Below are 16,966 nucleotides of genomic sequence, written 5' to 3'. Positions count from 1 at the left end.
TGATTTTGTTGGTGAGCCCAGATGGATTCGAACCATCGACCCTCTGATTAAAAGTCAGATGCTCTACCGGCTGAGCTATGGGCTCACTTTAGGACAAAAAACGCCGTGCGGAAAACGTCCGCGCGCGCTTGAGGACCATAGGTGCATGGGCGCACGCGGTCAATAGCAGATCGCGACCGCGAGTGACGGCGGTCATGGGTTGCCGTTTGCCGGTGAGAGTGCGATGAGCCCTTCGCCGGCTTTTATTCGGCGCTTACAGCTTCGAGTGCCGGTTCGCCGGGAAGCGCGAGCAAAACCGGGCGCGGCGCCTCGCGGGCACCCAACGTATAAGTCTGGAAGTCCCCGCGCGCATTTTCGCTGAGGGCAGCAACGGGCGCACTCCCGCCTTCGCTTATGCCGGTCTCGATCTGCGCGTGCTGTCTGGCCATCGCTGTCGTCAAGCCGATGCCGTCGATGCCTCCAGCATGGAGCGCGAAAAGAAAAAGACAGCCCGAAAGGACGATGCCGGCGAGGAAGAGACTGACGATGGGCCAGGCATTGAAGCGGATCATGATGCGTGCCGTTGGCGGGTTTATTGCTGGGATGCAAGGCATTATCTTCGACTTTCTTTCAGTCATAGCGCCTTCCATCTAAGAGAAACTTACCGCCCGCCCTCGAATTGACCGAAGTTAATAATTGTGATCGCAGCGGCGTGACGCTCCCGGTCGAAGGGAGCGAATGCGACACTTGCGCGTTCCCCCCAAATCAGGCGAACTAGTGGAGCGAATTTGACATTTGAGTCCCGGTGGCTGCGAGCTCTCGCTCAAATGTCAAATTCAAATGCTCCACTAGAATCATCATGTTGCTAGTGGTCTTTTCGATTTCGACATTTGCTCGCAAACGTGCTGCAAACGGATGCAATGTCGGAATCGGACCACTAGACGCTGGATTCAAACATTTGCATCCCTTGCAGCACCCCGCGGGCAAATTTCGGACCCACAAGGACCACGACAACTCTCTGATTACAGTGAAGTTTCTGAATTTCGACATTCGAGCGCAAACTCGAAGCAGCCGGGATCCGAAATTTCAATTCGCTTCACGAGCTGTCGGAGAAGCTGGGGATAATGGAAGGTTTCCATGGCAGGAAGAGACGGCAAGGGAAATAATGGCGGGATTGATAACGGTCGCGTGCCGATTTTGCCGCTGCCTTCCAATGTGACACGCCTTCCCTCGGCTGACCGGCGCGAGAAGCTGCGCATCGTCGAAGCTTTGTTGTTCGCCGCCGCCGAACCGCTGGACGAAGCCTCGCTTGCAAAGCATCTCGGCGCGAAAGACGACGTGCGCCAGCTTCTGGAAGAACTTCAGCAGCTCTATGCCGGTCGCGGCGTGAATCTCGTGCGTGTGGCGGGCAAATGGGCGTTCCGTACCGCGGAAGACCTCTCGTTCCTGCTTGAGCATTATTCCATCGAGCAACGCAAGCTATCCAAGGCCGCGCTCGAAACGCTTGCCATCATCGCCTATCACCAGCCGGTGACCCGCGCCGAGATCGAGGAAATTCGCGGCGTCTCGACATCCAAGGGCTCGCTCGACGTGCTGCTTGAAATCGGCTGGGTGCGTCTGCGCGGACGCCGTCGCGCACCGGGGCGCCCGGTTACCTATGGCACGACCGAAGCTTTTCTCGATCATTTCGGCTTCGATTCCATCCGCGATCTGCCGGGTCTCGCCGAACTCAAGGGCGCCGGCCTCCTCGACAGCAATCTTCCGCCCGGCTTCTCTGTGCCGGAGCCGGACGACAGCATGGCGCTTCGCGACGATGAAGAGCCGCTGGAGGATGAGCCATCGGGCGTGCACACCGAGGACGATGCTCCCATCGAGGAAGAGCCGGAAGCCGACAAGCCGCATCCCGTGCTCGTCGCATCGGCGTGACAGTGTCGCGTTGGGTGAGGCGTCCGTTTCGCGCGCTGCGGTTTTAAGACTTCGCCCCCGCAGCCCATTCCGCGTAAAGCGTCGAAAAAGAGATTTGCTGTTCGCGTTTTCTTTCACGCAGAGAACGCCTTTTCGAGACCCACCGCTTCCTGCTCCACGAAGGACATGGTAGTGCGGGCGGCGGTACGCGTTCGCTTTTTCTGCTACGCATTGATAGGATGAGCGCGCTTGACATGCCGCGCTCATGCGGCCACGTTCAGGGGAAATTTCCCCAACATCGCGCGTGCCGCCGGAAGTCGGCGAGACGAAGGAGTAAATCCAGATGCATCAGGATCTCATGTTCGGAGCGACGTGGAGTCTGCCGCAGCTCCTCATTGTTCTGTTGCTCGTCGTGCTTCTGTTCGGCAGAGGCAAGATCTCGGAGCTGATGGGCGACGTCGCAAAAGGCATCAAGAGCTTCAAGAAGGGCATGTCCGAAGAGGAGGCTGCGACGCCTCCGGCCGCCGCGCAGAGTACGGCAGCCCCCACGGCGCCAGCCGCTCCGAAGCCCATCGAGCATGAGGCTCCGCGCGCTGAGGTGAAGGCTCCGCTAGGCTCCGAAACGAAGGCTTGAGCAATCGATTTGTTTGCGCTTTGAGGGCAAAGGGGCAGAATGTTCGATATCGCGTGGTCTGAGCTTCTCGTGATAGCGGTCGTCGCGCTGATTTTCATCGGCCCGAAGGAACTGCCGGGAATGCTGCATACGCTCGGCCGCTTCGTGCGGAAGATACGCAACCACGCGGACGACTTCCGCCGCCAGTTCGACGACTCCATGCGCGAAGGCGGATATCAGGATCTTCAGAAGAACCTTCAGGATTTCCGCGATCTCAATCCCGCCGGGCAGTTGAAGGACAGCATCAGGCGCGCCATCGACCACGACTATTCCAAGCCGTCGCCGACGCCGGAACAGCCGCAGGCCGGTGCAACGCAGGGTGCGAACACCGCGAGCGAAGGCGGCGCAGGCGGACAGTCCTCCGCCTCTACTCCCGACGCATCGGCGGCTTCTGCCTCCCCGAAACTCGAAAGTCCGAGCGCCGCTCCCGCCGCGATTGCGGGCGGTCCGCAGATCGGCAGCGCCACGCCGTTGACGGTGCCTGTTCCCGAAGCCGCGCCTTTGACCGCGACCGTCGAAGCGGATAAGCCCGACGCCGCACCGGCAGCAGCACCATCCGCGCCCTCAAGTCAAGCCATCCCCGCAAAGCCTTTGGAGCCGCAAGCCGCCGCGAGCGATCCCGCCAAAGACCGCATAGCTCCAGCCGCGTGAGCGTTTCCATATGGCCGTGGCCCAACCCGAACAGGACGAACTCGACCAGTCGAAGGCGCCGCTTCTCGATCATCTGATCGAGCTCAGGCGTCGGCTGATCTATTGCGTCGTCGCGGTCGTCATCCTGTTCTTCTTCTGTTACGCGTTCGCACAATATATCTATAATTTCCTGCTCATCCCGTACCGCCTCGCGGTCGGCGGCGAGACGCAGATCGACATGATCTATACCGCGCCGCAGGAGTTCTTCTTCACGCAGGTGCGCGTTGCCTTCTTCGGCGCGATCGTACTTGCCTTCCCGGTGATCGCCTCGCAGCTCTATATGTTCGTGGCTCCGGGTCTCTACAAAAACGAACGCCGGGCATTCCTGCCCTATCTAATTGCGACGCCGATCCTCTTTTTGCTTGGCGGGGCGCTCGTTTTCTTCATCGTGATGCCACTCGCGATGACGTTCTTCCTGTCCATGCAGCAGACGGGATCCGACCAGCAGGTTCACATCCAGCTCACGGCCCGCGTGAGCGAATATCTGCATCTGATTACATCGCTCATTCTCGCCTTCGGCCTGTGCTTTCAGCTCCCGGTGATCCTTACCCTTCTCGCGCGCGCCGGGCTCGTCACTTCAGGGTGGCTGCGCAAGCAATGGCGTTATGCGGTCGTTGCGATCTTCGCGGTCGCCGCCGTGCTGACGCCGCCGGATGTGATGAGCCAGGTTGGTCTCGCCATCCCGACGCTGCTTCTCTATGAGCTTTCCATCATCTCGGTGCGTCTCGTTGAGCGCCAGCGCGCGGCCGAGGAGAAGAAGCGCATGGAAGCCGAGGTCGGCGACGAATAGGGTGGAGCCGTGCGGCGCGCCTGCGCCACGCCCGACGCTTCGGGTGGCCGATCACAGCGGCGTGCCGTAAATCGGCCGCCGCCTGACGCGCCTGTTTCAGGTTCGGTCGGCTTGTCTGCGGCCCGCAGTTGACGCGGGCTGATCCAAAGGGCGCCTTCTTCGTTGTTCATCGTGATGCCGCAATCTCGCTTGAACAGCTTTCGGGCGCCTCCGCGTTTGCACGACATGCGACTCGCGCTAGAGATGTGGCGCGCAGCGGCATTGCTTGCAGGCGCATTGCCCGGCTTCACAACGGCCGGGAGCGATGAAAGCCGCAAAACGGGGAAGCGAGCGAACATCCATGTCGTCGAGACTATTTCTCGTCGCTCTCGCAGCGATGACTGTGAGCGGCTTGTCAGCGGCCCGCGCACAGGATTACCCGCTCGACAGGGCCTTCGTGAGCCGCGTCGTGATCGCCGAAACCAATGCGTGGCGCGCCGCGAAGGGCCTGCCGCCGGTTTCAAACCACCCGCAGCTTGAGGCCGCCGCGACCGCTTATGCCCGCTATCTCGCGCAGACAGAGGGCGTCGGCCACACCGCTGACGGCAAGTCGCCCGCCATCCGCGTTCGCGCGACGGGCTACAACTATTGCTTCGTTGCTGAAAACATGTGGGGCGGCTGGCGCAGGCCGAATCCGATGACGGAAGCCGAGGCGTCGAAAAAGGCGATGGACGACTGGAAGAAATCGCCGGGCCACAATGCCAACCTGCTCGGCAAGGGCAAGAACATAGGCGTAGGCGTCGCGGCATGGCGGCTGGGCGACCGCGTGGTTTTCCGCATGGTGCAGGTCTTCGGTACGGCGGATTGCGCGGCCAGGCCCAAGGCAAAACCCTTTGTTACGAAGGTTACGCAGAAGGCTCCCCCAAAGAAGGCGCCAGTGGCACAGTCCCGGCAGAAGCCGAACCAACAGTAGCGGTGCGATCGCGCCGGAATTCCGCCTCGTTCGCGAAGAAACCGAGTGAGGCGCGGCCTGCGGAGCACTCGTCTCCGTAGGACTCGCCATCAATGTTGCGGCCGATGCGGACTCGCTCCAACAAGGCATGAGCGGATGCCTTGCCGAGCGCAGTATCGTGCTTGAACACGATCAACTCGCGGCTCGGCCATCTCTCCGCGTGCTGCGGAACGGTCTTGCTCGAATATTTCGACTACCGCGACTTCGCCTTATGCAGGCGCGCCGGCGTAGGGCAGGACCGTGCTCCGATTTTCGTCGACCATGAGCGGGCGGCCAATCATCGGGAAGGCGCGCTGAGGACACGCCGGACGCTCGCACACCTTGCAGCCCGCGCCGATGGGCGTGGCCGCTGCGGGATTGTCGAGGTCGAGCCCCTTGGAATAGACGAGCCGCGACGCATGGCGGATGTCGCAACCGAGCCCGATGGCGAAAGTCTTGCCCGGATCCCCGAACCCGCCAACGGTCTGGCTGGTCGAGCGTGCGATCCAAAGGTAGGTGCGCCCGTCCGGCATCTGCGCCACCTGCGTCAGCGTGCGGCCCGGCTGCGCAAAGGCTTCGTAGACGTTCCAGAGCGGGCACGCGCCGCCAACGCGCGAGAAATGGAAATCGGTGGCCGATTGACGCTTTGAGATGTTGCCCGCCCGGTCGACGCGAATAAAGAAGAACGGCACCCCGGACGATCGCGGACGCTGCAGTGAGCTGAGCCGGTGACTGATCGTCTCGAAGCCCACGCCGAAGCGCTGTGCCAGAAGGTCGATGTCGTAGCGTACCGCCTCGGCCGCCGCGAGGAACGCGCCATAGGGCATGACAAGCGCACCCGCGAAATAGTTGGCGAGGCCGATGCGCGCAAGCGCGTGCGTGGCTGGCGAGGCAGCCGCTGCTTCCTTGGCGAGCCGGTTCAGCGGCTCCTCCATTTCGAGAAAGGCAAGCTGTGTCGCCATCTGGAAAGCGCGCTGGCCCTGATCGAGCCGCGCCGCAATGTGAAGCACGCGCTCTTTGAGATGGTAGGTGCGATTGGCGGTCGAGGTTCCGGCGCGATCCTGCTTGACGAAACTCACCCGGACACCGTGCCGCGTCTCAAGCCAGCTCGCAATCCCGTCGACTGTGTCGCCTTCGGCAAGGCCAGCCTCGGCGAAAAGCCGCTCTGCCGCCTCGTCCAGTTCCGCGAAGTAGTTGTGATGGCGGTAAAAGAAGTCGCGCACCTGCTCGAACGGCATTGGGGCCACGGTGGCCACGCCCGCCGCCCCGAGGCCGAGTTCGTGAGCCATGGCCTCGGCGCGCTCCGTCGCGTGGCGGAGGCGACGATGCAACGCCAGGATCGCACGCCCCGCCGCTGGCATCGAAGCGGCGATCTCCCGTATTTCGGCAAGGCTGACGCTCTCACCGCTGGCTGGATCGGAGAAAACCTCCCTCAGATCGGAGACGAGACGCGCCTCGTCTCCGTCTGACAGCAACTGCATGTCGATGCCAAAGGCCGCATTGATGCGAAGCAGAACAGGCACGGTCAACGGGCGCTGGTTCTTCTCAAGTTGGTTCAGATAGCTCGGCGACAGACCAATCGCTTCCGCGAAGGCAATCTGGGTCAGCCCGCGTTCCTCTCGCAGCCGCTTCAGCTTCACACCGACGAAGATCTTCTTCATGCTCCAATTCCATTCGCAATATTTGCAAAATGAGGGGGCATCTTTCGCAAAACCCCGCAAATTCAGCCCTACCTCGAAATTTTTTCGGCGAATATTGTGTGATCCAACACAGACCGCAAGGAATTTCGCAAATGCGACTCATCGTCAAGGCATCGGATACACCCTCCGTATCGACGAGCGAGACGCCGCGATGGCCGGACCGGCCTGAAGGCTTCGCACTTTCCGCCAGCCCTCGCGGCAGCGATCCCGACTGGCCGGAGTTCGGCTCCTGCGAGTTCGGCGACGGTTCGCGCCGGATCGGAAAAGCGGCGGACCTGTTTCGATAGGGGTGCCCTTCGCCGCGCGCGCTCGCTTCTCGCCCACCCTTAATCGCGTGCCGTCGAGCCACGGGCAGGCGGCGCAAGGCCGTCGGCACGCGATGGACGCCGCGCTTGCTCTCTTTATCGTGTAGAGACGGATTTACCGATCAGGTTGAGTGAACCTGACCGGATCCGGCTCTAGGCAGCAAGCGCGGCGTCTGTACATCCATGCGCCCGAAATGGCTGGATGCGGTTGTTCGCGATGCCGAGCGCGGCCAGTTCGGCGGCGATCCGCGCGACCGCCGCTTCATCAAGCAGCGCGGGGTGAACCGTGGTCCGCGTCTCGAACGCGGCGCCGCTCGCCACCAGCAGCCGCAAGCTTTCCGCCGCGCGCTCGCCGCTGCCGGGAATGCCCGTGACACGCTCATACTCCGCAAACGGCGCTTTCACGTCGAAGCCGACCCAGTCGACAAGCGGCAAAACGGCCGCGAGCCGCGCCGGATAAGGCCCCGCGCTATGAAGGCCGACCTTGAAGCCCATGGCGCGCACCTCCGCCATCGCCTCCGGCAGATGTGTCTGCAAGGTCGGCTCGCCGCCGGAAAACACCACGGCGTCGAGCAGTCCGCGCCGCGTTTCGAGCAACGCGCGCACTTCGGCCCATGACGGCCCCGCGCCACTGCCCGCCCGCATCAGCGAGGCGTTGTGGCAGTAGCGGCAGGCCCAGGGGCAGCCCTGACAGAAGACGGTCGCCGCAAGCTGCCCCGGCCAATCCACGGAGGAAAGGCGGGCAAGCCCGCCAATCTCGATACTATCTTGCATCTTGCGCGCTTTCCGGGCGGAAAACCGCAAACACCTTTCCTGAAAGCGCTTTGGTCATTGCGCGCTCTTGTCGGCGTCGGCGCGCTCGGCCTTGCATTCGCGGAAATACTGCCGCTCGTTGAATTCGCCGACCTTGCCCTGATTGAACGACGAGACAGGCCGGTGATAGCCCATCACGCGCGTCCAGACTTCGCAGGGCTGGCGCTCCTCGTCGGTCAGGGTCACGTCGTCGGCGGTGGGGGTCCAATGTGCGTTCATGTCTCTTCTCCCTCGTTTGATGGAAATCAGGCCGCCGCCTTGCGCGCGCCGAGCCGTGCGCGCTTCGCCGCAAGCCGCTCCTCGTCGCAGATCGGGCAGAACTTGTGCTCGCCTGCGATGTAGCCGTGCGTCGGGCAGATCGAGAATGTCGGCGTCACGGTGATGTAAGGGATGCGGAAGTTTTCGAGCGCGCGGCGCACGAGCTTCTTGCAGGCTTCCACCGAAGAGATGCGCTCGCCCATGTAGAGATGCAGCACGGTGCCGCCCGTGTATTTCTGCTGAAGCGGCTCCTGCCGGGCCAACGCGTCGAACGGATCGTCGGTGAACCCGACAGGCAACTGGCTGGAGTTGGTGTAATACGGCGTCTCGTCCGTGCCCGCCTGAAGGATACCTGCGAAACGCTTCTTGTCCTCGCGCGCAAAGCGATAGGTCGTGCCCTCGGCGGGCGTCGCTTCGAGGTTATAGAGGTGGCCGGTTTCTTCCTGAAACGCCACCATCTTCGCCCGAACGTGATCGAGGAAACGCAGCGCGAAGGCGTGGCCCCACGGCGTCGAGATATCTTCGGCGTCGTCGGTAAAATTGCGGATCATCTCGTTGAGGCCGTTCACGCCGAGCGTCGAGAAATGATTGCGCAGCGTGCCGAGATAGCGCTTCGTGTACGGGAACAGCCCCGCATCCATGTGACGCTGGATGATCTTGCGCTTGATTTCCAGGCTGTTGCGGCCGATGTCGAGCAGTTCGTCGAGCCGCGCGAACAAGGCCGCTTCGTCGCCCTTGTGGAGGAAGCCGAGCCGCGCGCAGTTCACGGTGACCACGCCGACCGAGCCCGTCTGCTCCGCCGAGCCGAACAACCCGTTGCCGCGCTTCAGAAGCTCCGTCAGGTCGAGCTGCAGGCGGCAGCACATGGACCGCACCATGTTCGGCTTCAGTTCCGAGTTCACGAAATTCTGGAAATAGGGCAGGCCGTATTTCGCGGTCATCTCGAACAGGCGCGTCGCGTTTTCGCTCTCCCACGGGAAATCCGGTGTGATGTTGTAGGTCGGGATCGGGAAGGTGAACACCCGGCCTTTCGCGTCGCCCGCAGTCATGACTTCCATGTAAGCGCGGTTGATCATGTCCATTTCGGGCTGGAGATCGCCATAGGTGAAGTCCACCTCCTTGCCGCCGATCATCGGAACCTGCTCGCGGAGGTCTTCCGGGCAGGTCCAGTCGAAGGTCAGGTTCGTGAAAGGCGTCTGCGTGCCCCAGCGTGACGGCACGTTGAGGTTATAGATCAGTTCCTGAATGCACTGGCGTACCTCGCCGTACGGCAATCTGTCCTTGCGGATGAAAGGCGCCATGTAGGTGTCGAACGATGAGAACGCCTGCGCGCCCGCCCATTCGTTCTGAAGCGTGCCAAGGAAGTTCACGATCTGTCCGACAGCACTCGACAGGTGCTTCGGCGGCGCGGCCTCGACCTTGCCCGGCACGCCGTTCAGCCCTTCCTGCAACAGCGTCCGCAGCGACCAGCCCGCGCAATAGCCCGCCAGCATGTCGAGATCGTGGATGTGGATGTCGCCGTCGCGATGCGCGCGGCCCACTTCCGGCGGGTAGACGTGGCTGAGCCAGTAATTTGCCACCACCTTGCCGGAGACGTTCAGGATCAGGCCGCCGAGCGAATAGCCCTGATTGGCGTTCGCGTTCACGCGCCAGTCCGCGCGCTCCAGATATTCGTTGATCGAGCTTTCGACGTCGATGGCGGCGTGGCGGTCGGCGCGAAGCCGTGCGCGCTGCTCGCGATAGACGATGTAGGCGCGGGCCGTCGCGAAGTGGTTCGCGGAGATGAGCACCTGTTCGACGATGTCCTGAATTTCCTCGATGTGCGGCGACCGGTCCGCGAAGCGATGCGCGATCACCTTCACCGCCTGAATGGCGAGAAGATGCGCCTCGGTGGCGTCGAAATCGCCGGTGGCGCGGCCCGCACGCTCGACCGCGGAGCGGATCTTCGCCGCGTCGAACGGCGCGAGCGCGCCCGAGCGCTTCACGATGCTGAGCGGCAGGCGGGCGGCGGAAATTACCGCCGTGGAGTCAGGACTGGAAGACAAGTGAACCCCCGTTGGATCATGGGGGCGGGGCCGACAGACGCGCGAACGAAACCGGCTTCACCGGTCGCGGCACGGCCTGCGGACACCCCGCCCGAGGACGTTATTCCGATGTCGCGGCAGGTCTCCTGGCTCGCGGGTCAATGCTTCCGTCTGGCCTTCCCGGTGATTTCGCACCAGTGACGCGATCGACGGCGGCTCGCCGCTTACAGTTGCGGGGGCAGCGCCGGACTTGCACCGGCTTCCCTCTTGGCTCCCGAATCTTGCGCTATCGGGGGACCGTGACCCCCACATCTAGGGGGCTGAGTCGCGCGACCTCGCAATGAGTGATTCGGTGTGCGCACGGAAAGATGTGAACAGCGGGGACGAAAGGAAAAAAAGCTTGCCGGCCTGCGGCAGGCAACCGGAGACGACGTTCGCAACTTTCGCAGATTCGCGGCTCTCCCTTCGCAAACATCCACATTTTCAGTCCTTACCGCGTTCTTTCTCTTGCGGATATTGTGAAGCCCGAAATGAAAGCGGGCGCCCGAATGCAAACCTTGATTGACGACGACGCCTCCGAGGCGGCGACCACCTTTGTGGAGATGGTCTTCCCCGAACAGGCGAACCATTACGGCACGCTGTTCGGCGGCAATGCGCTGAACCTCATGGGCAAAGCCGCCTTCGTCGCGGCCACGCGGCGCGCGCGCCGCGCCGTGGTGATGGCGACATCCGACAAGGTGGAATTCCACGTGCCCGTCAAGGTGGGCGAACTCGTCGAACTGTCCGCCCGCGTCGTGCGCGTAGGCCGCGCATCCATGACCGTCGAAGTCTCGATGATGGCCGAAAAGCTGCTTTCGGGCGAGCGTCGCCTCGCCGTGCGCGGCTCGTTCGAGATGGTCGCCGTCGACGAAGCAGGCCGCCCCACAGCGTTTCGCCCCTGATTTCAAAATACAATTTCCTAGCCGCCGCTGCCCAAGAGAGGAACCTGCCCCGTGAAGTCGCATACCGTTCGCACATACAAATCCGCCGAGCCTTTGCCCCGCGCCGAACAACTCGCCTGGAAGATCGCCGAAGTCGCCGCCGACCCGGTCGCGGTCGACCCTGCCGTGGTCGAGATGATCGGCAACCGCATCATCGACAACGCCGCCGTTGCCGCCGCTTCGCTCGCACGCCGCCCGGTGGCTAACGCCCGCAATCAGGCGCTCTCGCATCCCTTCAAGCCCGGCGCGGCCGTGTTCGGCATCGCCTCGCATCGCCGCTTCTCGCCGGAATGGGCCGCGTGGGCCAACGGCGTCGCCGTGCGTGAACTCGACTTCCACGATACGTTCCTCGCCGCCGACTATTCGCATCCCGGCGACAATATCCCGCCGATCCTTGCCGTCGCCCAGCATTGCGGGCTTTCCGGCGAAGCGCTCGTGCGCGGCCTCGCGGCGGGCTACGAAATTCAGGTCAATCTCGTAAAAGGCATTTGCCTGCATGAGCACAAGATCGACCATATCGCCCATCTCGGACCCTCGGCTGCGGCAGGCATCGGCGCGGCGCTGGGGCTTCCGGTGGAGACGATCTGGCAGGCTGTGCAGCAGGCACTGCATGTGACGACGACGACGCGCCAGTCGCGCAAGGGCGAGATTTCGAGCTGGAAGGCTTACGCGCCCGCTTTCGCCGGCAAGATGGCGGTCGAGGCGGTGGATCGAGCCATGCGCGGCGAAGGCGCGCCGTCGCCCGCATGGGAAGGCGAGGACGGTTTCATCGCATGGCTGCTTTCCGGCCCCAAGGTGGAATACTCCGTGCCGTTGCCTGAGAAAGGCGAGCCGAAGCGCGCCATCCTCGACACCTACACCAAGGAATATTCGGCGGAATATCAGAGCCAGGCGCTCATCGACCTCGCGCGGCGGATGCGCGAGAAGATCGGCAATCTCGCGACCATCGAAAACATCGTGATCCACACGAGCCATCACACCCATTACGTGATCGGCACGGGTGCGAACGACCCGCAGAAGATGGACCCGAATGCGAGCCGCGAAACGCTCGACCATTCCATCATGTACATCTTCGCGGTCGCGCTGGAAGACGGCGGCTGGCACCACGTGCATTCCTATGCGCCGGAGCGCGCGAAGCGGCCCGAAACCGTTGCCTTGTGGCACAAGATTTCGACCGTCGAAGATGCGGAGTGGACGCGCCGCTATCATAGCCGCGACCCGAAGGAAAAGGCGTTCGGCGGCCGCGTCGTCGTCACCCTGCGTGACGGTCGCGTGATCGAGGACGAGCTTGCCATCGCCGACGCCAACCCGCTCGGCGCGCGCCCCTTCGCCCGCCCGCAATACATCGAGAAGTTTCTCACGCTTTCGGAAGGCATCGTCTCACCCGCCGAGCAACAGCGCTTTCTCGAAACCGTGGACCGGCTCGAACGGCTGCGCGGCGAAGAGCTTCTGGGACTGAATTTCACCGTCGATCCCGTCGCGCTTGGCGCGGAGCGGGCGACCGGCCTTTTCGAATGGAACGGCACATCGCGCGAGACGGGCCGTTCAGCCGTTGTCGGCGCTTAGGGAGGACAGCATGCTACAGGACGCAACGAAGGCCGCCGGGCCGAAGCCGAAGAAGTCGGTCGCGCTTTCCGGCATCATCGCGGGCAACACGGCGCTTTGCACCGTGGGCCGCACCGGTAACGACCTCCATTACCGCGGCTACGACATTCTCGACGTGGCCGAGACCTGCGAATTCGAGGAGATCGCGCATCTCCTCATTCACGGGGCGCTGCCGACGCCGACGGAGCTTCACGCTTACAAGACGAAGCTGAAGGCGCTGCGCGGCCTTCCTTCGGCGGTCCGCGTCGCGCTCGAAGCGCTGCCGGCCGCCTCGCATCCCATGGACGTACTCAGATCGGGCGTGTCCGCGCTCGGCTGCGTGCTGCCGGAGCCGGTCGACCACAACCATCCAGCTGCGCGCGATGTGGCCGACCGGCTCCTGGCTTCGCTGGGTTCCATGCTGCTCTACTGGCATCACTTCGCGCATAATGGCCGCCGCATCGAGGTGCACACCGACGACGATTCCATCGGCGGGCACTTCCTGCACCTGCTGCATGGCGAACGCCCGCGCGAAAGCCACGTCCGCGCGATGCACACCTCGCTGATTCTCTACGCCGAGCATGAGTTCAACGCGTCCACCTTCACCGCACGCTCCATCGCGAGCACGGGATCGGATCTGTATTCCGCGGTGACGGGCGCGATCGGCGCGCTGCGCGGGCCGAAGCATGGCGGGGCGAACGAGGCGGCCTTCGAGATCCAGAAGCGTTACAATTCAGCCGAAGAGGCGGAAGCCGATATCCGCCGCCGCGTCGAGGCTAAAGAGGTCGTGATCGGCTTCGGCCATCCCGTCTATACGGTCGCCGACCCGCGCAACAAGGTCATCAAGGAAGTCGCCCGCCGCCTGTCGCACGAGGTCGGCGCAACGAAAATGTTCGAGATCGCCGCGCGCATCGAAAGCGTGATGGCGGAGACGAAGAAGATGTTCCCGAACCTCGACTGGTTCAGCGCCGTGTCCTATCACCAGATGGGCGTTCCGACCGCGATGTTCACGCCGCTTTTTGTCATCGCACGCACGAGCGGCTGGGCGGCGCATATCATCGAGCAGCGGCAGGATAACAAGATCATTCGTCCATCCGCGAATTATGTCGGCCCGGAAAACGTGGCGTTCGTGCCGCTGGAAGATCGCGGGCGCACGCCTGCACCGTCTTCCGCGCGTGCGGCGTAGGGAGCGGACATGCCTTATCTCAACGGTTTCGACCTGCCCGACCAGACGGCGGGCTTCCGCTTCCGCGAGCTGCTGGAGCGTCGGGGCATCCTGAAACTCCCCGGCGCGCATAACGGCATGGCGGCGCTTCAGGCAAAGGCGGCTGGCTTCGACGCGCTGTATCTCTCAGGCGCGGCGATGACCGCGTCCATGGGGCTGCCCGATCTCGGCATCATCACGGTGGATGAGGTCGCGTTCTTCATCCGCCAGATCGCGCGGGCGAGCGGCCTGCCGCTGCTCGTCGATGGCGACACGGGCTATGGCGAGGCGCTGAACGTCATGCATATGGTTCGCACCTTCGAGGATGCGGGCGCGGGCGCTGTGCATATCGAGGATCAGCTCCTCCCGAAGAAATGCGGGCACCTCAACGACAAGAAGCTGGCGGACGCCCGCGACATGGCCGCGAAGGTGGCCGCCGCAGCAAAGGCGCGCCGCCATCTCGTCATCGTGGCGCGCACCGATGCCGCCGCGAGCGAGGGGATCGACGCGGCGGTGGCGCGTGCCCGGCTTTACGTCGAGGCGGGCGCGGACGCGATCTTCCCCGAGGCGCTGACGAGCGCGGCCATGTTCCAGGAATTCGCGCGGCGTCTGCCCGGCGTGCCGCTGCTCGCGAACATGACCGAGTTCGGCCGCACGCCGCATTTCACGGCAGCACAGTTCGAGGCGTGGGGTTACGCGATGGTCATCTGGCCCGTCTCGTCGCTTCGGGTGGCGAACAAGGCGCAGGCGAAGCTTTACGCCACGCTCGCGCGCGACGGCAGCACGGAGGCGATGCTCCCCGAGATGCAGACTCGCGCCGAGCTTTACGACACCATCGGCCTCGCCCGCTACGAGGCGCTCGACGCCTCCATCGTGCGGACCGTGCTGCCGCAAGCATAGATCGACATCGGCATATAAAGATGTCGTTATATCGATATTGACGACAGTGCCGATCTCGATCACACTCATTTTCCGTCGCGGTCTGCGAGCGCATAGCTCGTGGCCAAGAGGGAAGCCGGTGCAAGTCCGGCGCTGCCCCCGCAACTGTAAGCGGCGAGTTTCGGCCCACCGATGTCACTGAGGCAATCGCTTCGGGAAGACGGGCCGAAGCGACGACCCGCAAGCCAGGAGACCTGCCGCGACGAAATCGAAGTCCTCGGGCGGGGTGTCCCGGTGGAGCGGTTGCGGCCCGCCGACTGGCGGCGTTCGCGCGCGTCCCATCACAGCCTTGCCCCAACGCAATGGGGTTAGAACGTGTCTTCCAGCATAAAAATCGCAACGCTTGGCACGCCGCGCATCGGTCCGCGCCGTGAGCTTAAAACTGCGCTCGAAGCCTACTGGGCGCACAGGATCGGGGAGAAGGAACTTCGCGAGACAGCGGCCCGGCTTCGCGCCGACAATTGGGCGCGACAGAAGGCGGCGGGCGTGACGGTCATTCCGTCGAACGACTTCTCCTTCTACGATCAGGTGCTCGACACGAGCGTGATGGTCGGGGCCATTCCTGAAATCTACGGATGGAAAACCGGCGGCGTCACCCTCGGCACCTATTTCGCCATGGCGCGGGGATCGCAGGGAGCGGACGGCGAAGGCGCCTGCGGTTGCCCGCACACGAACCACGGCGCGCCCGCGCAGGAGATGACGAAGTGGTTCGACACGAATTACCACTACATGGTGCCGGAGTTCACAGCGGGGCAACGCTTCACGCTGGCCTCGCTGAAGGCCGTTGACGAATATCGCGAGGCGCAGCATCTCGGCTATGAAACGCGGCCCGTTCTGCTTGGGCCGGTGACGTTTCTCAAGCTCGGCAAAAGCAAGGATCCCGCGCTCGACCCGCTCACGCTGCTCGACGCCCTGCTCCCCGTCTATCTCGACGTGCTCCGCCGCCTCGCCGCCAACGGCGCGGAATGGGTGCAGATCGATGAGCCGTGCCTCGTGCTCGATCTCGACGCCGCCGAGCGCGACGCGCTGAAGAAGACCTACCGCCGCTTTGCCGATGCGCTGCCGAGCCTCAAGATCATGCTGGCCACCTATTTCGGCGCGCTCGGCGACAATCTCGATACCGCGCTTTCGCTCCCCGTGGCGGGGCTGCATCTCGATCTGTCACGCGCTCCGCGGCAACTCGACGATGTGCTGGCGAAAGCGCCGCCCGGCCTCGTGCTGTCGCTCGGCGTGATCGACGGCCGCAACGTCTGGCGCGCGGACCTGGCCGCGATCCTCGACCGGCTGGAACCCGTGGTTGCAAAGCGCGGCACCGATCACATACAGCTTGCGCCGTCCTGCTCGCTCCTGCATACGCCGGTCGATCTGGAGCTTGAACGCGATCTCGACGCCGACGTGAAAAGCTGGCTTGCCTTCGGCGTGCAGAAGATGGGCGAGCTTTCCGCGCTCGGCCGCGCGCTCTCGGAAGGCCGTGCAACAGTCGCGCCCGCGCTCGAAGCCGCGTCCGCAGCGCTTGCCGCGCGGCGCGCATCGCCCAAGGTGCATGACGCAGCCGTAAGGCAGCGGCTCGCAGCCGTGACGCCGCAGATGGCGCTCCGTCGCGCGCCCTATGCCGAGCGTGCCGCCGTTCAACGCCGCCGCTTCGGCCTGCCTCCGTTCCCGACGACAACCATCGGCTCCTTCCCGCAGACGGCCGAAGTCCGCAAGGCGCGAGCCGCCCACGCCAAGGGCGCTCTGACTGACGCGGAATACGACTCGTTCCTTCGCGAGGAAACCGCGCGCACGATCCGCTGGCAGGAAGTGGCGGGCCTCGACGTGCTCGTGCATGGCGAGTTCGAGCGCAACGACATGGTGCAGTATTTCGGCGAGAAGCTCTCCGGCTTCGCGTTCACGAAGAACGGCTGGGTGCAGTCTTACGGTTCGCGCTGCGTGCGCCCGCCGATCCTCTATGGCGATGTATCGCGCCCCGAGCCGATGACGGTCGGCTGGTGGCACTTCGCGCAGTCGCAGACCGACCGCCCGATGAAGGGGATGCTGACAGGGCCGGTCACGATCCTCAACTGGTCGTTCGTGCGCGACGACGTGCCGAGAAGCGTCGCCTGCCGGCAGATCGCGCTCGCGATCCGCGACGAGGTGGCCGACCTCGAAAAGG

At 63.7% G+C, this 16,966-nt stretch carries 16 protein-coding genes, 1 tRNA gene and 2 riboswitches; of the genes, 11 read left to right on the top strand and 6 right to left on the bottom strand.

Annotated features, from left to right (window positions below; translation table 11 throughout):
- Window positions 1-9: 9 nt before the first annotated feature.
- Together QM659_RS15995 and QM659_RS15990 are read right to left on the bottom strand one after the other, a co-directional pair.
- A tRNA-Lys gene (locus tag QM659_RS15995) sits at window positions 10-85 on the bottom strand.
- A 157-nt stretch (window positions 86-242) separates the two neighbouring features.
- Complete coding sequence (locus QM659_RS15990) at window positions 243-551, bottom strand: hypothetical protein (RefSeq protein ID WP_415189187.1); 309 nt, start codon at window positions 549-551, stop codon at window positions 243-245.
- A gap of 565 nt (window positions 552-1,116) precedes the next feature.
- Between QM659_RS15990 and scpB the strand changes: the two genes are divergently transcribed.
- The 5 genes from scpB to QM659_RS15965 all read left to right on the top strand — a co-directional run bounded on the left by scpB (window position 1,117) and on the right by QM659_RS15965 (window position 4,989).
- Window positions 1,117-1,905, top strand: coding sequence for an SMC-Scp complex subunit ScpB (gene scpB / locus QM659_RS15985; RefSeq protein ID WP_415189186.1), 789 nt, complete (start codon window positions 1,117-1,119; stop codon window positions 1,903-1,905).
- 322 nt (window positions 1,906-2,227) lie between these two features.
- Entirely contained in the window at window positions 2,228-2,518 is a 291-nt protein-coding gene (locus QM659_RS15980; RefSeq protein ID WP_415189185.1) for a twin-arginine translocase TatA/TatE family subunit, read from the top strand.
- Between the two features lie 39 nt (window positions 2,519-2,557).
- Window positions 2,558-3,208 carry a Sec-independent protein translocase protein TatB gene (tatB, locus tag QM659_RS15975; protein WP_415189184.1) on the top strand — a complete coding sequence of 217 codons (651 nt, stop codon included), beginning with the start codon at window positions 2,558-2,560 and terminating at the stop codon, window positions 3,206-3,208.
- 10 nt (window positions 3,209-3,218) lie between these two features.
- A complete protein-coding gene (gene tatC, locus QM659_RS15970) occupies window positions 3,219-4,037 on the top strand; it encodes a twin-arginine translocase subunit TatC (RefSeq protein ID WP_415189183.1) in 819 nt (272 codons plus the stop codon).
- 340 nt (window positions 4,038-4,377) lie between these two features.
- The gene (locus QM659_RS15965) at window positions 4,378-4,989 is read left to right on the top strand and encodes a CAP domain-containing protein (protein ID WP_303483131.1); all 612 of its coding nucleotides are present in this window, start codon (window positions 4,378-4,380) and stop codon (window positions 4,987-4,989) included.
- 248 nt (window positions 4,990-5,237) lie between these two features.
- Here QM659_RS15965 and QM659_RS15960 read toward each other — a convergent pair whose 3' ends face one another.
- Window positions 5,238-6,668, bottom strand: a complete 1,431-nt coding sequence (locus QM659_RS15960) for a short-chain fatty acyl-CoA regulator family protein (RefSeq protein ID WP_415189182.1) — start codon at window positions 6,666-6,668, stop codon at window positions 5,238-5,240.
- Window positions 6,669-6,799: 131 nt separating this feature from the next.
- Between QM659_RS15960 and QM659_RS15955 the strand changes: the two genes are divergently transcribed.
- Window positions 6,800-6,994, top strand: coding sequence for a hypothetical protein (locus QM659_RS15955; RefSeq protein WP_303483135.1), 195 nt, complete (start codon window positions 6,800-6,802; stop codon window positions 6,992-6,994).
- A gap of 171 nt (window positions 6,995-7,165) precedes the next feature.
- On the opposite strand, the gene QM659_RS15950 is transcribed toward QM659_RS15955, so the two are convergent.
- Genes QM659_RS15950 through QM659_RS15940 form a run of 3 tightly spaced genes read right to left on the bottom strand, consistent with a single transcriptional unit; the run spans window position 7,166 to window position 10,128 of the window.
- On the bottom strand, window positions 7,166-7,786 hold the full coding sequence (locus QM659_RS15950; RefSeq protein ID WP_415189181.1) for an anaerobic ribonucleoside-triphosphate reductase activating protein: 621 nt from the start codon (window positions 7,784-7,786) through the stop codon (window positions 7,166-7,168).
- Window positions 7,787-7,840: 54 nt separating this feature from the next.
- Entirely contained in the window at window positions 7,841-8,044 is a 204-nt protein-coding gene (nrdD, locus tag QM659_RS15945) for an anaerobic ribonucleoside-triphosphate reductase (protein ID WP_415189180.1), read from the bottom strand.
- A 26-nt stretch (window positions 8,045-8,070) separates the two neighbouring features.
- Entirely contained in the window at window positions 8,071-10,128 is a 2,058-nt protein-coding gene (locus tag QM659_RS15940) for a ribonucleoside triphosphate reductase (RefSeq protein WP_415189179.1), read from the bottom strand.
- 97 nt (window positions 10,129-10,225) lie between these two features.
- A riboswitch (cobalamin riboswitch) is annotated at window positions 10,226-10,424 on the bottom strand.
- Window positions 10,425-10,655: 231 nt separating this feature from the next.
- Between QM659_RS15940 and QM659_RS15935 the strand changes: the two genes are divergently transcribed.
- From QM659_RS15935 to metE, 5 genes are all read left to right on the top strand, one after another.
- Window positions 10,656-11,048, top strand: a complete 393-nt coding sequence (locus tag QM659_RS15935) for an acyl-CoA thioesterase (protein WP_303483146.1) — start codon at window positions 10,656-10,658, stop codon at window positions 11,046-11,048.
- A 51-nt stretch (window positions 11,049-11,099) separates the two neighbouring features.
- Window positions 11,100-12,653 (top strand): MmgE/PrpD family protein, encoded by a 1,554-nt coding sequence (locus QM659_RS15930; RefSeq protein ID WP_415189178.1) that lies wholly within the window; start codon window positions 11,100-11,102, stop codon window positions 12,651-12,653.
- A 10-nt stretch (window positions 12,654-12,663) separates the two neighbouring features.
- On the top strand, window positions 12,664-13,857 hold the full coding sequence (prpC, locus tag QM659_RS15925; RefSeq protein ID WP_415189177.1) for a 2-methylcitrate synthase: 1,194 nt from the start codon (window positions 12,664-12,666) through the stop codon (window positions 13,855-13,857).
- A 9-nt stretch (window positions 13,858-13,866) separates the two neighbouring features.
- On the top strand, window positions 13,867-14,775 hold the full coding sequence (gene prpB / locus QM659_RS15920) for a methylisocitrate lyase (protein WP_415189176.1): 909 nt from the start codon (window positions 13,867-13,869) through the stop codon (window positions 14,773-14,775).
- 61 nt (window positions 14,776-14,836) lie between these two features.
- A riboswitch (cobalamin riboswitch) is annotated at window positions 14,837-15,031 on the top strand.
- Window positions 15,032-15,129: 98 nt separating this feature from the next.
- A partial coding sequence (gene metE / locus QM659_RS15915) for a 5-methyltetrahydropteroyltriglutamate--homocysteine S-methyltransferase (protein ID WP_415189175.1) occupies window positions 15,130-16,966 on the top strand: 1,837 nt, incomplete at its 3' end.

It is taken from the genome of Rhodomicrobium sp., from assembly GCF_047605405.1.
GTDB classification, from domain to species: domain Bacteria; phylum Pseudomonadota; class Alphaproteobacteria; order Rhizobiales; family Rhodomicrobiaceae; genus Rhodomicrobium; species Rhodomicrobium lacus.
Note: the sequence above shows the minus strand (reverse complement) of the source record. Positions and strands in the feature narration are given on the sequence as shown.

Coding starts and splice junctions, on each gene's coding strand:
- tatB (WP_415189184.1), top strand. CDS start 2,558: ATGTTCGATATCGCGTGGTCTGAGCTTCTCGTGATAGCGGTCGTCGCG.
- QM659_RS15950 (WP_415189181.1), bottom strand. CDS start 7,786: ATGCAAGATAGTATCGAGATTGGCGGGCTTGCCCGCCTTTCCTCCGTG.
- QM659_RS15965 (WP_303483131.1), top strand. CDS start 4,378: ATGTCGTCGAGACTATTTCTCGTCGCTCTCGCAGCGATGACTGTGAGC.
- QM659_RS15980 (WP_415189185.1), top strand. CDS start 2,228: ATGCATCAGGATCTCATGTTCGGAGCGACGTGGAGTCTGCCGCAGCTC.
- prpB (WP_415189176.1), top strand. CDS start 13,867: ATGCCTTATCTCAACGGTTTCGACCTGCCCGACCAGACGGCGGGCTTC.
- QM659_RS15935 (WP_303483146.1), top strand. CDS start 10,656: ATGCAAACCTTGATTGACGACGACGCCTCCGAGGCGGCGACCACCTTT.
- QM659_RS15990 (WP_415189187.1), bottom strand. CDS start 551: ATGATCCGCTTCAATGCCTGGCCCATCGTCAGTCTCTTCCTCGCCGGC.
- tatC (WP_415189183.1), top strand. CDS start 3,219: ATGGCCGTGGCCCAACCCGAACAGGACGAACTCGACCAGTCGAAGGCG.
- nrdD (WP_415189180.1), bottom strand. CDS start 8,044: ATGAACGCACATTGGACCCCCACCGCCGACGACGTGACCCTGACCGAC.
- scpB (WP_415189186.1), top strand. CDS start 1,117: ATGGCAGGAAGAGACGGCAAGGGAAATAATGGCGGGATTGATAACGGT.
- QM659_RS15960 (WP_415189182.1), bottom strand. CDS start 6,668: ATGAAGAAGATCTTCGTCGGTGTGAAGCTGAAGCGGCTGCGAGAGGAA.
- QM659_RS15955 (WP_303483135.1), top strand. CDS start 6,800: ATGCGACTCATCGTCAAGGCATCGGATACACCCTCCGTATCGACGAGC.
- prpC (WP_415189177.1), top strand. CDS start 12,664: ATGCTACAGGACGCAACGAAGGCCGCCGGGCCGAAGCCGAAGAAGTCG.